This is a genomic window from Pedobacter sp. Leaf170, from assembly GCF_920984665.1.
Classification (GTDB): domain Bacteria; phylum Bacteroidota; class Bacteroidia; order Sphingobacteriales; family Sphingobacteriaceae; genus Pedobacter.
In genome coordinates this window covers 152858-168052 of sequence record NZ_CAKLBP010000001.1, presented here as the reverse complement: position 1 = coordinate 168052, position 15195 = coordinate 152858, and the positions used below count along the sequence as shown (strand labels likewise).

The 15195-nt window shown below is 35.7% G+C and carries 11 protein-coding genes and 3 tRNA genes; 7 read left to right on the top strand and 7 right to left on the bottom strand.

Going from position 1 to position 15195, the window contains the following annotated elements; genetic code table 11:
* Positions 1 to 172: 172 nt before the first annotated feature.
* The 7 genes from LUA90_RS00700 (at position 173) to LUA90_RS00670 (ending at position 8629) form a co-directional block, all read left to right on the top strand.
* The gene (locus tag LUA90_RS00700; RefSeq protein WP_231460208.1) at positions 173 to 1255 is read left to right on the top strand and encodes an efflux RND transporter periplasmic adaptor subunit; all 1083 of its coding nucleotides are present in this window, start codon (positions 173 to 175) and stop codon (positions 1253 to 1255) included.
* 21 nt (positions 1256 to 1276) lie between these two features.
* Entirely contained in the window at positions 1277 to 4447 is a 3171-nt protein-coding gene (locus LUA90_RS00695; RefSeq protein WP_231460210.1) for an efflux RND transporter permease subunit, read from the top strand.
* On the top strand, positions 4440 to 5870 hold the full coding sequence (locus LUA90_RS00690) for a TolC family protein (protein WP_231489772.1): 1431 nt from the start codon (positions 4440 to 4442) through the stop codon (positions 5868 to 5870). Before LUA90_RS00695 ends, LUA90_RS00690 begins: the two co-directional genes overlap by 8 nt.
* A gap of 204 nt (positions 5871 to 6074) precedes the next feature.
* Positions 6075 to 6254: a hypothetical protein gene (locus LUA90_RS00685; RefSeq protein WP_231460213.1), complete on the top strand. Its 180-nt coding sequence runs from the start codon at positions 6075 to 6077 to the stop codon at positions 6252 to 6254.
* Positions 6255 to 6697: 443 nt separating this feature from the next.
* Complete coding sequence (locus LUA90_RS00680; RefSeq protein ID WP_231460215.1) at positions 6698 to 7075, top strand: DoxX family membrane protein; 378 nt, start codon at positions 6698 to 6700, stop codon at positions 7073 to 7075.
* Between the two features lie 101 nt (positions 7076 to 7176).
* A complete protein-coding gene (locus LUA90_RS00675) occupies positions 7177 to 7608 on the top strand; it encodes a DUF2147 domain-containing protein (RefSeq protein ID WP_231460217.1) in 432 nt (143 codons plus the stop codon).
* 7 nt (positions 7609 to 7615) lie between these two features.
* Positions 7616 to 8629 carry an oxidoreductase gene (locus tag LUA90_RS00670; RefSeq protein WP_231460219.1) on the top strand — a complete coding sequence of 338 codons (1014 nt, stop codon included), beginning with the start codon at positions 7616 to 7618 and terminating at the stop codon, positions 8627 to 8629.
* A gap of 6 nt (positions 8630 to 8635) precedes the next feature.
* On the opposite strand, the gene LUA90_RS00665 is transcribed toward LUA90_RS00670, so the two are convergent.
* From LUA90_RS00665 to LUA90_RS00635, 7 genes are all read right to left on the bottom strand, one after another.
* Complete coding sequence (locus tag LUA90_RS00665) at positions 8636 to 10210, bottom strand: hypothetical protein (protein ID WP_231460220.1); 1575 nt, start codon at positions 10208 to 10210, stop codon at positions 8636 to 8638.
* Positions 10211 to 10230: 20 nt separating this feature from the next.
* Complete coding sequence (locus LUA90_RS00660) at positions 10231 to 11082, bottom strand: dienelactone hydrolase family protein (RefSeq protein WP_231460222.1); 852 nt, start codon at positions 11080 to 11082, stop codon at positions 10231 to 10233.
* Between the two features lie 181 nt (positions 11083 to 11263).
* The gene (locus LUA90_RS00655) at positions 11264 to 11674 is read right to left on the bottom strand and encodes an SRPBCC family protein (RefSeq protein ID WP_231489771.1); all 411 of its coding nucleotides are present in this window, start codon (positions 11672 to 11674) and stop codon (positions 11264 to 11266) included.
* Between the two features lie 87 nt (positions 11675 to 11761).
* Positions 11762 to 14350, bottom strand: coding sequence for a PAS domain S-box protein (locus tag LUA90_RS00650; protein WP_231489770.1), 2589 nt, complete (start codon positions 14348 to 14350; stop codon positions 11762 to 11764).
* Between the two features lie 321 nt (positions 14351 to 14671).
* Positions 14672 to 14755, bottom strand: a tRNA-Leu gene (locus LUA90_RS00645).
* 49 nt (positions 14756 to 14804) lie between these two features.
* Positions 14805 to 14877: transfer RNA gene (locus LUA90_RS00640), tRNA-Gly, on the bottom strand.
* Between the two features lie 203 nt (positions 14878 to 15080).
* Positions 15081 to 15164, bottom strand: a tRNA-Leu gene (locus LUA90_RS00635).
* Positions 15165 to 15195 lie beyond the last annotated feature (31 nt).

Genomic DNA, 15195 nt, shown 5'->3' with positions numbered 1-15195 from the left:
TCAACTTCATTATAACTTCATAATTCTGTACTTATTTCGTACCAGTATTAAATCAACAGGGTACGTTAATTTAAAGCCGATTTTAAACTTTAAACAGAATTGTCTTAAAAATTGAATACTCCTGAATTTAATCATTAAAAGTTAAATCAGATAAACTATTCGACAAAAAAAGATGAAAAGAAGTGTTTTGTGTTTGGGCGTTTGCGCCTTGCTTTACGTTACCGGTTGCACATCAAAAAAAGAAGAAAAGGAAGAGGTTGTTACCTACACAGCTACTTCGCCAGTTACCATGGATACATCCTTTACAAAGGAATATGTATCACAAATCAGGTCTGTAAGAAATATTGAAATTCGGGCACAAGAAAAAGGCTATTTGCAAAATATTTATGTAGATGAAGGTCAGCGTGTTAAAGCTGGTCAGTTATTGTTTAGGATTATGCCCAGAATGGCGCAGGCAGAATTACTGAAAGCCCAGGCAGAAACCAAAGCAGCAGAAATTGAACTGGAAAATACCAAATTGCTTTCTGATAAAAATGTGGTATCAAAAAACGAATTGGCAATGGCAAAAGCGAAATTGCAACAAGCCAATGCCGAAACATCTGTAGCTAAATTTCATTTATCAAACACAGAAATCCGTGCACCTTTTGATGGTACGATAGACCGTATCCCTTTAAAATTAGGAAGTTTGGTTGATGAAGGCGCACTGTTAACCAGCCTGTCAGATAACAGCAATATATACGCGTACTTCAATGTTTCAGAACCCGAATATTTAAATTATCAAACTACAGATAAGGGAAAAGAGCAACAAGAAGTTAGCCTTTTATTGGCGAATAATCAGCCTTTAAGTTCTAAAGGAAAGGTAGAAGTTATCGAAAGTGAGTTTGATTCTGAAACCGGGAACATTGCTTTCAGGGCTAAATTTCCAAATCCAAATCAATTACTAAAAAATGGCGAGACTGGTAAAATTCAAATGGTTGTGCCTTTAAAAAATGCTTTAATTATCCCTCAAAAAGCAACATACGAATTACAAGATAAGCGATTTGTATTTGTAATTGATGGTAAAAATGTAGTAAGGTCTAAGGAAATCAGCATTGGTGGCGAGCTTCCGGATATATACATCGTATCAAAAGGTCTTACTGCCGGAGACAAAATTTTGCTTGAAGGCGTACAAAAAGTTAAAGACGATGATAAAGTGAAATATACTTTCGTTGCCCCGAAAGAGGTTTTAAAACAATTGCAACTAAAAGCTGAATAATTCTCTCAAAACAAGATCATCATGTTTAGTAAATTTATTAAAAGACCAGTATTATCGATAGTTATATCGCTGGTTATCGTATTTATAGGGGTTTTAGCCTTGGTTGGCCTGCCTGTAACGCAACTTCCGAATATTTCGCCGCCAATGGTAAATATTACGGCAGAATATCCTGGCGCTAACAACGAATTGCTAATAAAAGCAGTTGTTATTCCTTTAGAAAGAGCTTTAAATGGTATTCCTGGAATGAAGTATATGACTTCTGATGCAGGTAATGATGGTGAAGCATCTGTACAGCTTGTTTTTAATTTAGGCACCGACCCTGATCAAGCTACTATTAACGTTCAGAATCGCGTTGCAGCGGTTACTAACAAATTGCCGCCATTAGTCATTCGTGAAGGTATAAAAATAAGTCGCGAGCAGCCGAATATGCTGATGTACATCAACGTGTACAGTAAAGACCCGCACATGAATGAAAATTTCCTTTACAATTATTCGGATATCAATCTACTTCCGGAATTGAAAAGGGTAGATGGTGTAGGTTTTGCAGATATTTTGGGTAACCGAGAATATGCCATGCGTATCTGGTTAAAGCCCGATAAAATGTTGGCTTACAAAATTTCTTCTGAAGAAGTTCTTGAATCTCTAAATAATCAAAGTTTAGAGGCATCTCCAGGTAAAACCGGAGAAAGTTCTGGTAAACGCTCAGCATCTTTTGAATATGTGTTAAAGTACTCAGGACGTTTTACAACTGAAGATGGCTACAAAAATATTGTTTTAAGAGCAAGTCCGAATGGTGAATTATTAAGATTGAAAGATGTTGCCGATGTAGAATTTGGCAGCTCGATGTATGATTTATATTCTCACCTAAATGGCAAACCATCTGCGGCGATAGTTTTAAAGCAATCTTATGGCAGTAATGCACAGGATGTAATTAAGAATGTAAAAGCCAGGATGGAAGAAATTAAAGCTTCTTCTTTTCCCAAAGGGATGGATTATGAAATAAGTTATGATGTTTCTAAGTTCTTGGATGCCTCAATTGAAAAGGTAGTTCATACACTTGTTGAAGCCTTTATTTTAGTGGGTTTAGTGGTATTTATTTTCTTAGGAGATTGGAGATCTACCTTAATTCCTGCAATTGCAGTTCCGGTATCATTAATCGGATCGTTCATCTTTATGCAGTTTTTTGGCATCACGCTTAATTTAATTACACTCTTTGCTTTAGTTTTAGCAATCGGTATCGTAGTAGATGATGCGATTGTGGTAATTGAAGCCGTGCATGCTAAAATGGAAGCCGACCGGCAACTTTCCGTTTTAAAGGCTACACAACTAGCTTTGGGTGAAATTGGCGGTGCAATTGTTGCAATTACCTTTTTAATGGCATCGGTATTTATTCCGGTAGCATTTATGTCGGGTCCGGTTGGTGTATTTTATCGGCAGTTCTCTATAACAATGGCTACTTCAATCATTTTATCTGGTGTGGTTGCACTTACATTAACACCGGCTTTATGTGCCATCATGCTTAAAAAACACAGCGGGCATCACAAGAAAAAAGCCTTAATAGATAAAGCTTTGGATGGCTTTAATGCATGGTTTTTTAGGTTAACTGGTCGTTATCAAAGGGTAATGGATAAAGTGATTACTCGTAGATTGTTATTATTTGGAATATTGGGCGCATTTTGTGTGGGTACTTATTTTTTAAGTAATAGCGTTCCGTCAGGTTTTATCCCAAATGAAGACCAGGGGATGATTTACGCGATTATTCAAACGCCTCCAGGCTCAACTTTGGAAAGAACAAATCAGATTTCTGAAAAACTCGAGAAAATTTGTGAGGATATTGAGGGTGTAAAATCTGTTTCAGCATTGGCTGGATATGAAGTGCTTACAGAAGGCACAGGTTCAAACTCCGGAACTTGTTTAATTAACCTTAAAGACTGGAAAGACCGTAAAAATTCTGCTCAGGACGTAATCAAAGAGCTAGAAGAAAAATCTAAAGATTTGCCAGGTGCAACTGTAGAATTTTTCCAACCGCCTGCAGTACCAGGATATGGAGCCGCTGGTGGTTTCGAGCTACGTTTGGTAGATAAGGCTGGTAACAACGATTATGTTCAGATGGAAAAAGTGAGTAAAGATTTTGTGAAAGAGTTGAATAAGCGGCCAGAACTGCAATCTGTATTTACATTTTACAGCGCAAGTTTTCCGCAATACATGGTGAATATTGATAACGATAAAGCACAGCAAAAAGGTGTTACACCAGAAAAAGCTTTAGAAACTTTATCAGATTTAATTGGCAGTAATTACGAAACCAACTTCATTAAATTCGGCAGGCAATACAAAGTTATTGTGCAGGCTTTGCCACAATACCGGGCGCTACCGCAAGATGTTATGAAATTGTACGTGAAAAATAACAAAGACCAAATGGTGCCATTTTCATCTTTTATGACGATGGATAAAGTTTACGGACTTTCGGAAATTACCCGTCATAATATGTATAACTCTGCAGAGATAAACGGTTCTCAGGCAATAGGCTATAGTTCTGGAGAAGCTTTAAAAGCAGTTGAAGAAGTGGCAAAGAAATCTTTACCCCGAGGTTATGGCATCGATTGGGCAGGTATTTCAAAAGACCAGGCCACCAGAGGAAATGAGGCAATTTACATTTTCTTAATCTGTTTAGGCTTCGTATATCTGGTGCTATCCGCTCAATACGAAAGTTTTATATTGCCTTTGGCTGTAATTGTTTCCCTTCCGGCGGGTATTTTCGGAGCATTTTTATTCCTTCAGCTTTTTGGTTTAGAGAATAATATTTATGCGCAGGTTTCCATGGTTATGCTAATCGGCTTACTTGGTAAAAACGCCGTTTTAATTGTGGAGTTTGCTGCATTGAAACATGCGGAAGGAAAAACAATACTGGCCGCTGCAATGGAAGGTGCAATTGTAAGGTTCCGACCTATTTTAATGACATCATTTGCCTTTATTGCAGGTTTGATACCATTGGTTTTTGCAACTGGCCCGGGTGCAATTGGTAACCGCACAATTGGAACTGCAGCTGCAGGAGGTATGTTGTTCGGAACTGTATTCGGGGTTATTGTAATTCCTGGATTGTATTACGTTTTTGGAACAATTGCCGACAAACGCAAGCTTATCAAAATTGAAGAAGAACATCCGTTAACCGAAGATTTAGAAAACAATGTTTAATAATAAATATAAAATAGTTGGGTTGGCTTTTATTTGCGCTATTTATAGCGCATGTAAGGTGCCAGATTTTGCTCAACGCGATGAAAATAAAAATGTGCCTTTGAGCTTTAATAATTCGCAAGATACTTTGAGTAGCGGTAAAGTGCAATGGCGCCAGTTTTTTACCGACCCAAATTTGGTGAGTTTAATTGATACGGCGTTAAAAAATAATCAGGAGCTAAACATTACACTACAGGAAATAGAAATCGCTAAAAACGAAATTAATGCTAAAAAAGGCGAACTTTTACCAACTGTAGGCTATAGGGTAGGTGCAGGTATAGATAAGGTTGGCCGTTATACAAGTTCTGGAGCGGGTGATGCATCTACAGATATTACGCCAGGTAAAGGTGTTCCGGAAATTTTACCCGATTATGCTTTTGGTTTACAGGCGAACTGGGAAGCTGATATTTGGCATAAACTTCGAAATTCAAAAAAGGCAGCATTAACACGTTATTTATCAACCGTTGAAGGTAAAAACTTCGTGATAACAAACCTGGTTGCAGAAATTGCAAATACCTATTACGAATTATTAGCTCAAGACAACCAGCTGGAAATTGTAAAGCAAAATATTGCCCTTCAAAGTAGTGCGCTTGAGTTAATGAAAATTCAGAAGCAGGCAACCAGGGTTACTGAATTAGCAGTTCGTAAATTTGAAGCGGAGGTTTTAAGTTCGAAAAGTTTAGAATTTGAAATTCAACAGCAGATTACAGAATCAGAAAATAAAATTAATTTTCTGTTAGGCCGGTTCCCACAGCTAGTTATTCGTGATAAAAATAACTTTACAATGCTTGTTCCAGCAAATATTCAGGCTGGTATTCCTTCACAATTGTTGGCTAACCGTCCGGATATTAAACAGGCCGAATATGATTTGGAAGCAGCTAAATTAGATGTTAAGGTAGCAAAAGCTCAATTTTATCCTTCTTTGGGTATTTCCGCAACTTTAGGCTATCAGGCCTTTAATCCATCTTACTTATTAAAAACTCCAGAATCATTAATCTATTCTTTAGCGGGAGATTTAGCCGGACCACTTATCAACAGAAATGCAATTAAAGCAGAATATTTAACTGCTAATGCCAAGCAATTACAAGCCGTTTTTAATTATGAAAAAACCATTTTAAACGGATATATTGATGTGGCAAACCAGTTGTCAAATATCGGTAACCTCCAAAAAAGTTACGATTTAAAATCTAAACAAGTAGAAGCGCTTACACAATCAATTGATATTTCAAATGATTTATTTAGAGCGGCAAGAGCAGATTATTTTGAGGTTTTAATGACTCAGAGAGATGCATTGCAATCTAAGCTGGAACTTATCGAAACTAAAAAACAACAATTAAATGCAGTGGTTAATGTATACCATGCCTTAGGTGGTGGTTGGAATTAAAAAATACTGAAATACATAAATCATTAAAAGGCTTCCACATTTTGGAAGCCTTTTTAGTTTTACCAACTTGTAATTTTAATGTAACTGAGTTATAATAAGCATTTACGTATTAACGTTATCATCTTGTAAGTACTTATAACAAGGAAGTTATAAAACATTAGTTGCACTTTTGGTGTTACATTGTTATAAAGGAGGTCGGAGATAATGATAAATATTTCGAAAGATACAAAATCGACTGTTTTAGACAGAGTGAAGAAAGGCGATATTATTAGATACGATAAGAAATTTGGCGAGGTTATTGCCATTCAGGTCCTTAAACACAGTACTCAAAACGAATATTATTATAAAATTAAAAACGACGGCGTGGTATTGGTTATCAAATAAATAACCAAATTATCCAATAAATTTTTTGCAAAGAAAGTTTAGCCATTAAAAATTGCGCAATTACTCCTTAATTGCAAGAACATCAAAAAAAATCTTACTAAAATTGCTCGTAGTCTCTTGGCATTGGCTCAGCTGAATAATAGCTGTACATTGTCGATAAAAGTGAGATTACATAGAAGGTACCAATAATTAAAAGAAATGTGCTCATAATTGGGATAATTATCTGGTTAAAATAAGTATAACGTTAAGTTAATAATAAATATTTTATAAGCAATTATATATTTTATTTTAACAATAAATTATAGCGTAAAATCACCCTTTTTTATGATATAAATCAATAATTTATTTTGTTACAGCCAAAATGTGACAATTTGATTATTAAGTTTATCTTTTAACATTTAGTTTAAATTTCTAATTTCAATAAACACTAAACAGAAAACGATATGAAAATTGCAATAATTATTGTGAGGGTACTTTTAGGTGCAATGTATTTGTTTGCATCGGTAAGCTATTTTTTAAAACTCATGCCTGAGGCACCTCAAATGTCGGCAGACCAAACCACATTTATGGCTGGCGTAATGATTTCTGGCTATTTAATGCCTTTAATTAAAATTACTGAACTGGTTGGTGGTATTCTTCTAATTTTTGGTAGAACAGCGCCCCTTGCAGCAATTCTTGTTTTTCCGGTAACGTTAAATATATTTCTGTATCATGCATTTCTAGGTCCTAAAGATTTACCAATGGTTTCAGTAATGCTTCTGTTTAACCTATTCCTGTTTTACGCTTATCGCCATAAATATTTGCCTATCGTTTCAAAATAATTTTATTCAAAGTAAAACTTTTCTTATACTTTTTTGCTCTATTAATTGTTTGTATCAAAACGTCAAATTACTATCTTTAAAAACACTAAATAGAAATCATTATGAGAAAGTTCCCAATATTAATGCTGCTTTTTGTAGCCATGGCTTCAACTGCATTTGCGCAAAGTAAAGATGCTGTTGTTGGCAAATGGTTAAATCCATCGGGTGAAGGACAAATTGAAATTTACAAAAAGGCTGATAAATATTACGGAAAATTAGCCTGGTTAAAGGAACCTAACACCAATGGTAAGCCAAAGGTTGATGCAAAAAACCCCAACACCAATCTACAGAACAGACCTCTCCTAAATTTAGAAATTTTAAAAGATTTTGTTTATGAAGATGGAAAATGGACCAACGGAACAATCTATGATCCTAAAAGCGGTAAAACATACAGTTGCAATATCTCGCTAAAGGGCAATGATGTGATGACCGTTAGAGGATACATTGGAATCTCATTGTTAGGTCGTTCAGAAAATTTTAAACGAGTGAAATAATCAAAACATGAAGAATTTAATATGGTGCCTAGTTTTGGCACCTTTTTTTTGCACCGCACAAAATTATAGGCTTAAGCCATTAAATGAAAACACTAAAACAAGCATAAGGGGTTTAAGTGTGGTTGATGATAAAATTATTTGGATAAGCGGCAGTAATGGCACTGTAGGTAAGAGTACAGATGGTGGCTCTAATTGGGAATGGATTGTTCCAAAGGGCTATGAAAAGCTCGACTTTAGAGATATAGAAGCTTTTAATGAATCTGAAGCAGTAATTGTAAATGCAGGTAGTCCGGCATATATTTTAAAAACTATTGATGGAGGGAAAAGCTGGACTGAAACTTATAAAAATACGGACACAGCCATTTTTTTGGATGGCTTAGGCTTTTGGGATAAAAACAAAGCCATAATTTTTGGAGATCCAATACAGAATAAAATGCAGCTATTAAAATCTTCAAATGGAGGTAAATCATGGAAAAACATATCCTCCAAAATGAATCCATCACTCGTTATTGGTGAGGCTGGCTTTGCAGCAAGTGGCACAACAATTAAAACACTTCCTGATGGTAAAGTTTGGATTGCAACGGGAGGATCAATTTCACATATTTATTACTCCAAAAACTACGGTGCAAACTGGGAGGTATATAAATGTCCGATTTTGCAGGGAGCATCTACTACAGGACCATTTTCTATTGATTTTTATGATTCAAAAACCGGTGTTGCTGTAGGTGGAAATTATGTTAAAGACAAAGATAATAGCAATAGCATTGTGTTAACATCTGACGGAGGGAAAAGCTGGCGCAAGCCCAAAACTCCGGTATTTGGATTTCGTTCTGCTGTAGCTTACCTAAATGCAAACACATTAATTGCTACCGGAACATCTGGTACAGACATTTCGAATGATGCAGGAGAAACCTGGTTACATATTTCAGACATTAGCTTTAACTCCGTACAAAAAGCTAAAAATGGTAATGCAGTAATTTTGGCTGGTAATAAAGGATTTATCTATAAACTTGATTTATAAACAGACCTAGATTTTTTCAATAAAAATTGGAGTTTCGGTTACATTAACATTAAGTTTTCCGTTAACTACGTCTACCGTTTGATGTTGCATCTCATTTTTTCCAACTTGTAAACTATGTATTATAGCTTTTTTAGCATCACCTAAGTTTAGTTCATAGTTGGTTGTGCGGCCTTTTTGGTCGGGTATTGTGAGTACAAAAATCTGCTTTGAACCATTTTTATATAAGTCAACAATCGGGTCGTTGTTTAAAGTTGAGGTGTAAAAATATTCACCAATAAGTTTCTTTGTTTGCAACAGATAATCTGCCGATGGCCTTGGCTTAAAATCATCATGGAAGCCAGATGAGCTGTATTGCGTTTTGTTTTCGATACCGCCTGCATCATCCAGCATATAAAACATACATCTCGATATTCCATGTCGGGCGTAAAGTAACGCCGTTCTTAAATTCCAATCGGCTTGCGTAATATATGAGGTTTTGTTGCCAATAGGAATTGCCCGCTGCGGCGTTTTGCCTACATCGTAACCTGTTTCCGTAAGCCAAACTTGCAAACCCGGAGCCTCTGCTTTGGCCATTTTAAGAAATTTGTCGGCAATGGTGCCGATATCTGATAATTCTGGAGCGTAACCAACTGTAGCATTGCCGCCATTTAAGAAGCTATCATTAGAATATAAGTGATAATTAATAACATCAAAACACAGGTTAACAGTACCGTTTGCATTTAAGCCTCTGTTTTTCTTGCACCAGTTTATCATCTTGACAACAAAATCAGGATTTGCAGCTCCCAAACCACCCATAACAACCTGCATATTAGGGTCAGCATTTTTAACGCCAACATTTTTACCTAGAGTACCTTTATGTCCATCATAAAAAGCAGACATATTCGCAGCAAACTCTTCTGCAGATTGCTGCGCTTGTTTCCCCCGCCACCATTTGTCAGGTTCGTTACTGCATTCTACATATTTAATAAGGTTTAAGGCTATTTTTGCTTCATTTTTGGTATCGCCATTCCAACGCAAACTTGGATCAACTGAAACTAAAGCAGGATCTAAATTTTTATTTGAACCGTACCTTGCTGCAAATTGAAATGCCATTCTAGCCTGGCTGATGTAAGATTGTGGACTGCTTTTATCAAGGCCAAAAGGTATTGGACTATTATCAGTCGCTCTCTCGTTTTCCGGAAAATCTTTTACCAACCATTTTGGTACGTTCTTTATGCAAGCCAATACCTCAATATCTTCAGCTTTAAGCCTTTGATAAATAACATCGTAATAGGAACCGCCATTATGAGTTGGATTAAAAGTATATTTTCCTTCAGCGGCTTCCATTCTTTCCCAATCGAGATAATGTCTGATACCGCCAAAAGATTTTATTAGCGCCATTCGTTGCTCATCAATTACACTAGCCGAAACTTGCTCATTCACAAAATCCCATTCAAATGCATTTACACCCAAATATTTTTTAAATGGAATACTAGAAGGTGTATTATCTGAGTTTGTAATTTCTACATTGTCTGGCTGTTGGCTCTTTGTGCAAGCGCAAAAGAGTAATAATATTAGGGAAGCCTTAATTATTTTTTTCATGATTAATAGCAAAACCGGTTTTAAGAAAGTTTACGTTTAAATAAATCAAATGTTCTTTGCCACGCTAGTTTTGCTGCGGCTTCATTGTATCTGGTAGGCGATGTATCATTATTAAATGCATGATTTACATTTTCGTAAATGTAAATTTTATAATCGATGTTAGCTTCTTTCAAGGCAGCCTCATAAGTGGGTATCCCTGCATTTATGCGTTCATCTAAACCACCATAATGCATCATTACGCTAGCTTTTATTTTTGAGACATCAGCCGCATTTGGTTGAGAACCGTAGTAAGCAACTGCCGCTTGAAGCTGAGGATCGTTAACCGCTAATTTATTCGCCATTCCACCGCCCCAACAGAAGCCCATGCAACCAACTTTTCCATTTCCGGCTTTATTTTTTCTTAAATAATCTAAACCATTTAAATAGTTCTGAAGATTTTTTGCCGGGTCAAGTTTTCCAATCAACTCACGGCCTTTATCTTCATCGGCAGGAGTGCCACCAAATGGCGAAAGCGCATCAACACCTAAAGCAATGTAGCCTTCTGCGGCAACACGCTTTGTAACATCAATAATGTGTGGGTTTAAGCCTCTGTTTTCGTGTATCACCAAAACCGAACCTAATTTTTTCTTGCCTTTTGGCTTGGCAAGAATTGCTCTCATCTCACCATCAACCCCTGGAAAAGTAATTTCTTCAGACGTTATATCATCACTTTCAAAAGTTGAAGCCGATGCATAATTGTTTTCCAGTAGGGGTAAAACTGTAAGTGCCAAAGCTGTGCTTCCCGTTAGGATAGCTAACTTTTTCATAAACTCTTTTCTACTTAATTGGCTGTGTGTGTATTTATCGTAAAGAGTGATAATTTTCTGATCCATAACGTTTTGGTTTGTGATGATTAGCTAAGATAACATTCTAAAAACTAATTTGAACACATAATTTTAATTTACTTCTGTATTGCTGATTTTATATTTATTTAAAATAAAAAAAAAGGCTATCAACTTAAATTTTAAGTTAATAGCCTTGATAAATAAAAGAGTTATTAAAATCTCTTGGCGACTAATTTTCCTCGGTATATTTTTTAAAATTATCTAATATAGATTGCCATCCGCCACGTTGCATTTCAATCGGGTTTTGTGTTTCAGGGTCGAAAGTTTCAACAACTCTGGTTGTATCGCCTTCGGTTTCAAAACCAATTTGAACAGTTCTACCATCTCCTAATACATACTCAATTTTTTTATGTACATCAACATTAGTATAAGTTCCTTCAAAATCAAAACTGAAACTACCATCTTTGGCGGCCATAGTCGTTTTAAATTTTCCGTCTTTTTTTAAATCATTATCAGCATAAGGTGCATGCCAATCGCTTGATGCGAAAGCCCAATTTTTAATGTGCTCGGGTACATTCCAATAAGTCCAAACTTTTTCAACGGGAGCATTAACCACCGTTTCTACGGTTATCTTTTCCATATATCAAACTTTTTAATGAGATAAAGTTATATTAAGATTTTGTATTTGGAAAAGATTAAATTAAACAATTTTTAGCTTTCGGTTAAATTAATTCTGGCTCAGGGGAATTTCAAAATAGAAAGTAGAACCTTTACCGATTTCGCTTTTTACACCAATTTTTCCGTTATGGCGCTCAATTATTTCTGCACTTAAATACAAACCAATGCCAAAACCCGAAATTGTGTGGTGCTTACCAACCCTGTAATATCTGTTAAATAACTTTTCTATATCCTCGGTATCAATCCCAATCCCATCATCGGTAATACTAACCAAAGCACTGTTATCTAAAATTTCACATCGCACATCAACATCAGTTCCTGATGGGGAATATTTTACAGCATTACTAAGTAAATTTGAAATTACACTGCCTATTTTATCTCTATCTGCGTGAATTTTAACTGGCGTTGCAACTGATAAGTTTACCTTATGAGAAAATTGAACTAAATCTGTTTCTTCAACAAGTTCCTTTAATAGCTCTTCTAATTGGAAATCGCTTTTTTCAATCAAAAGTTTTCCAGATTCTAAGCGGGAAACATTTAAAAACCCATTAATCATTACAGTCATTTTCTTTACCTGATTGTAAGCTCTGTTTAGCGCCATTAATGTATAGTCGTCGTTATTTTTCTTAGCCCTGGCCTGCAAAACTTGTACAAAACCACTAATAGCTGTAAGTGGTGTTTTTAATTCATGACTAACCATACCGATAAAATCATTTTTCCTGATTTCATCTTTCTTCAATTCTGATATATCTACACTTGAGGTAATGTATCCTACAAAATCACCATTTTTATTTAAACGTGGGTTGCCTTTAGATAATAACCAACTATAATTACCGGCACTATCTAAAATTCTGAATTCGGTTGTAAATGGGATTTTTTCTGCAAAGGCATCAGAAAATGATGTTTTATATTTTTCCAAATCATCCTGATGGATTAAATCTAACCAGCCAGATTTTAATAGCTTATCAATACTTCTTCCCGTTAGTTTACTCCAGGAATTGTTTAGATAAGTAATTTCGCTGTTTTCATTACCAACTGCAATGAAAATATCTGTGGCCTCTGCCATATTTCTAAAACGAGATTCACTTTCTTCTATAGTATGAATGTACTCTATTTCAGGTGTTATATCTAAAATTACCCCTAAAAAACGACCAGGGCGATTATTGGTTTTCGGAATGCTTTTACCTACCACACGAATCCATTTAATGGAATTTGTAGATTGCTGGTGAATAGGATATTGAACATCAAATGGCTTTTTTGTAAGTAGAGCATTACTTCTGGCTTCTTCAATAACCGATAAATATTCCGGAACTACCGTAGCTGTAACGTCTGCCCAGGTGATAATTCCTTTTTCGGGTAAGCCATAAAATTCTCTGGCTTTTGCCGAAATATCAAATCTTCCGGTTTCGGGTTCTATACTGTAAATACCTAAATTGCCAGATGCTAAGGCTAATCGTAAACTTTCTTCTGTTTCAAGTAGCTCTTCATTTTTTAAAAACAGATTTTTTTGCGCCTCCTGTAATTCCTCGTTTGTTGCAGCTAATTCTTCGTTAGTAGCAGAAAGTTCTTCGTTTGATGCAGCAAGTTCTTCGGATGTGGCTTGCAATTCTGCCTGGCTTTCCTCTAATTTCAGTCTATTTTTAACTTCATCAGTAATATCTTTAACCGATGCTAAAATATATTCTACGTTTCCGTTTTTATCGAAAATAGGGTCGTACGAGAAGTCAACATAAATCATTTCCAATACGCCATCTTCAGTAGCTATATCAACCGCAACCTCAGGCATCGCAATACGATTACCTGTTTCATAAACCTCGGCCAGTAACTTCGGAAATCTTTGTTGAGCCAGTTCAGGGAATACATCAATAAGCTTTCTTCCAATTACAGCTTCAAATTTTCGCTGCCAGATTTTTAGCATTTGAGGATTTGGCTGCTCTATCACTAAATCCCTGCCTTTTAGCAGCGTCATTGCAATATTTGCGGTTTGAATGATATTCTGAAGCAATAATCTGCTCGACTGTAAATCTGCAGTCCGTTCATCAATTCTTAATTCCAGCTCATCATTTAAATGCTGAAGTGCTTTACGAGATGTAAGCAATTCCTCATTCGTACTTAATAAATCCTCCAAATTGGCTTGTAGCTCCTCGTTAGATGCAGCCAATTCTTCGTGGCTTTCTTCTAATGCTTTGTTAAGCTTATTTTCTCGCTCTATAGATTCATCAAGCGCACTTATACTTAACATTTTTTCGGTAATGTTATAAACGGTAATAAGCAAGCATTGCACCTCGTTATTATCCATTACCGGAACAATTTCCGATTGCCACCATCTAACTTCTGAAGTTTGTAAATCAGCAGATGGTATATTATATTGAAAAGATGGCAAATTGATAGACTGCTTCGTTTCTAAAGCTACAGATAACGCGTTGAGTAGAGCCTTGTTGTCTGGATTATTTTCATCCAGAGGAAAAGCTTCTGTTATATTGAGCCCTTTAATGTTTCTACTTAAGGTGTAAGTAGCTTTTTTAAATTCCTCATTATAATCAACAACAGAAAAGTCGGGAGCGTTGCATGCAAGTATTATTCTGGGTACCGAATTATTAAATATAGTCTGAAAAAGTGGAGAATTAATCTGGTTCATTAAGGTATGATTCTTCTGCTTATATGCACGAATATAACAGCATAAAGCATTATTTGTTTAAGTGTACCCCTAATTGTTGTGAAAAATCATGTTAAATTTTTTAAATTAACTTATTTTTTAAAACGGATGACATTCAAAATACATACTATAAGAATGTACACCTATTATAAAAGTTTATACATCTATTTTTTATCTGATTTTTCCAAAAGATTTAAAACTTCAGTCTCGGCTATCAACTTAACAAAATAATATTCTATGAAAATGCTATAAAAGCAAAAAAGCCATCATTTTTGATGGCTTTAATTCGATTTTTTTTTGAAGTACTCGGGGCGGGAATCGAACCCGCACGCCTTTGAAAGCACAGGATTTTAAGTCCTGCGTGTCTACCAGTTCCACCACCCGAGCAGGCGATTAACCTTTTAAAATAAATGCCTCCTGGTAAGAAGGCATTTAGAGCGAAAGACGAGATTCGAACTCGCGACCCCGACCTTGGCAAGGTCGTGCTCTACCAACTGAGCTACTTTCGCTTAATAATACAATCGCTGTATTCCCATTGGGGTTGCAAATATAGAAATATAATTATTGTTTTAAAATAAATTTTTAAAATATTTTAAATTATGTTTTAGTAGGCGAGGAGATAAAAGTGATTTGTTAAGATATGAGGTAAATAAATTTTTGTTTAATAAAAAAGCCATCTTTTTTGATGGCTTTAATTCGATTTTTTTTGAAGTACTCGGGGCGGGAATCGAACCCGCACGCCTTTGAAAGCACAGGATTTTAAGTCCTGCGTGTCTACCAGTTCCACCACCCGAGCAGGCGATTAACCTTTTAAAATAAATGCCTCC

Coding starts and splice junctions, on each gene's coding strand:
- LUA90_RS00700 (WP_231460208.1), top strand. CDS start 173: ATGAAAAGAAGTGTTTTGTGTTTGGGCGTTTGCGCCTTGCTTTACGTT.
- LUA90_RS00695 (WP_231460210.1), top strand. CDS start 1,277: ATGTTTAGTAAATTTATTAAAAGACCAGTATTATCGATAGTTATATCG.
- LUA90_RS00690 (WP_231489772.1), top strand. CDS start 4,440: ATGTTTAATAATAAATATAAAATAGTTGGGTTGGCTTTTATTTGCGCT.
- LUA90_RS00685 (WP_231460213.1), top strand. CDS start 6,075: ATGATAAATATTTCGAAAGATACAAAATCGACTGTTTTAGACAGAGTG.
- LUA90_RS00680 (WP_231460215.1), top strand. CDS start 6,698: ATGAAAATTGCAATAATTATTGTGAGGGTACTTTTAGGTGCAATGTAT.
- LUA90_RS00675 (WP_231460217.1), top strand. CDS start 7,177: ATGAGAAAGTTCCCAATATTAATGCTGCTTTTTGTAGCCATGGCTTCA.
- LUA90_RS00670 (WP_231460219.1), top strand. CDS start 7,616: ATGAAGAATTTAATATGGTGCCTAGTTTTGGCACCTTTTTTTTGCACC.
- LUA90_RS00665 (WP_231460220.1), bottom strand. CDS start 10,210: ATGAAAAAAATAATTAAGGCTTCCCTAATATTATTACTCTTTTGCGCT.
- LUA90_RS00660 (WP_231460222.1), bottom strand. CDS start 11,082: ATGGATCAGAAAATTATCACTCTTTACGATAAATACACACACAGCCAA.
- LUA90_RS00655 (WP_231489771.1), bottom strand. CDS start 11,674: ATGGAAAAGATAACCGTAGAAACGGTGGTTAATGCTCCCGTTGAAAAA.
- LUA90_RS00650 (WP_231489770.1), bottom strand. CDS start 14,350: ATGAACCAGATTAATTCTCCACTTTTTCAGACTATATTTAATAATTCG.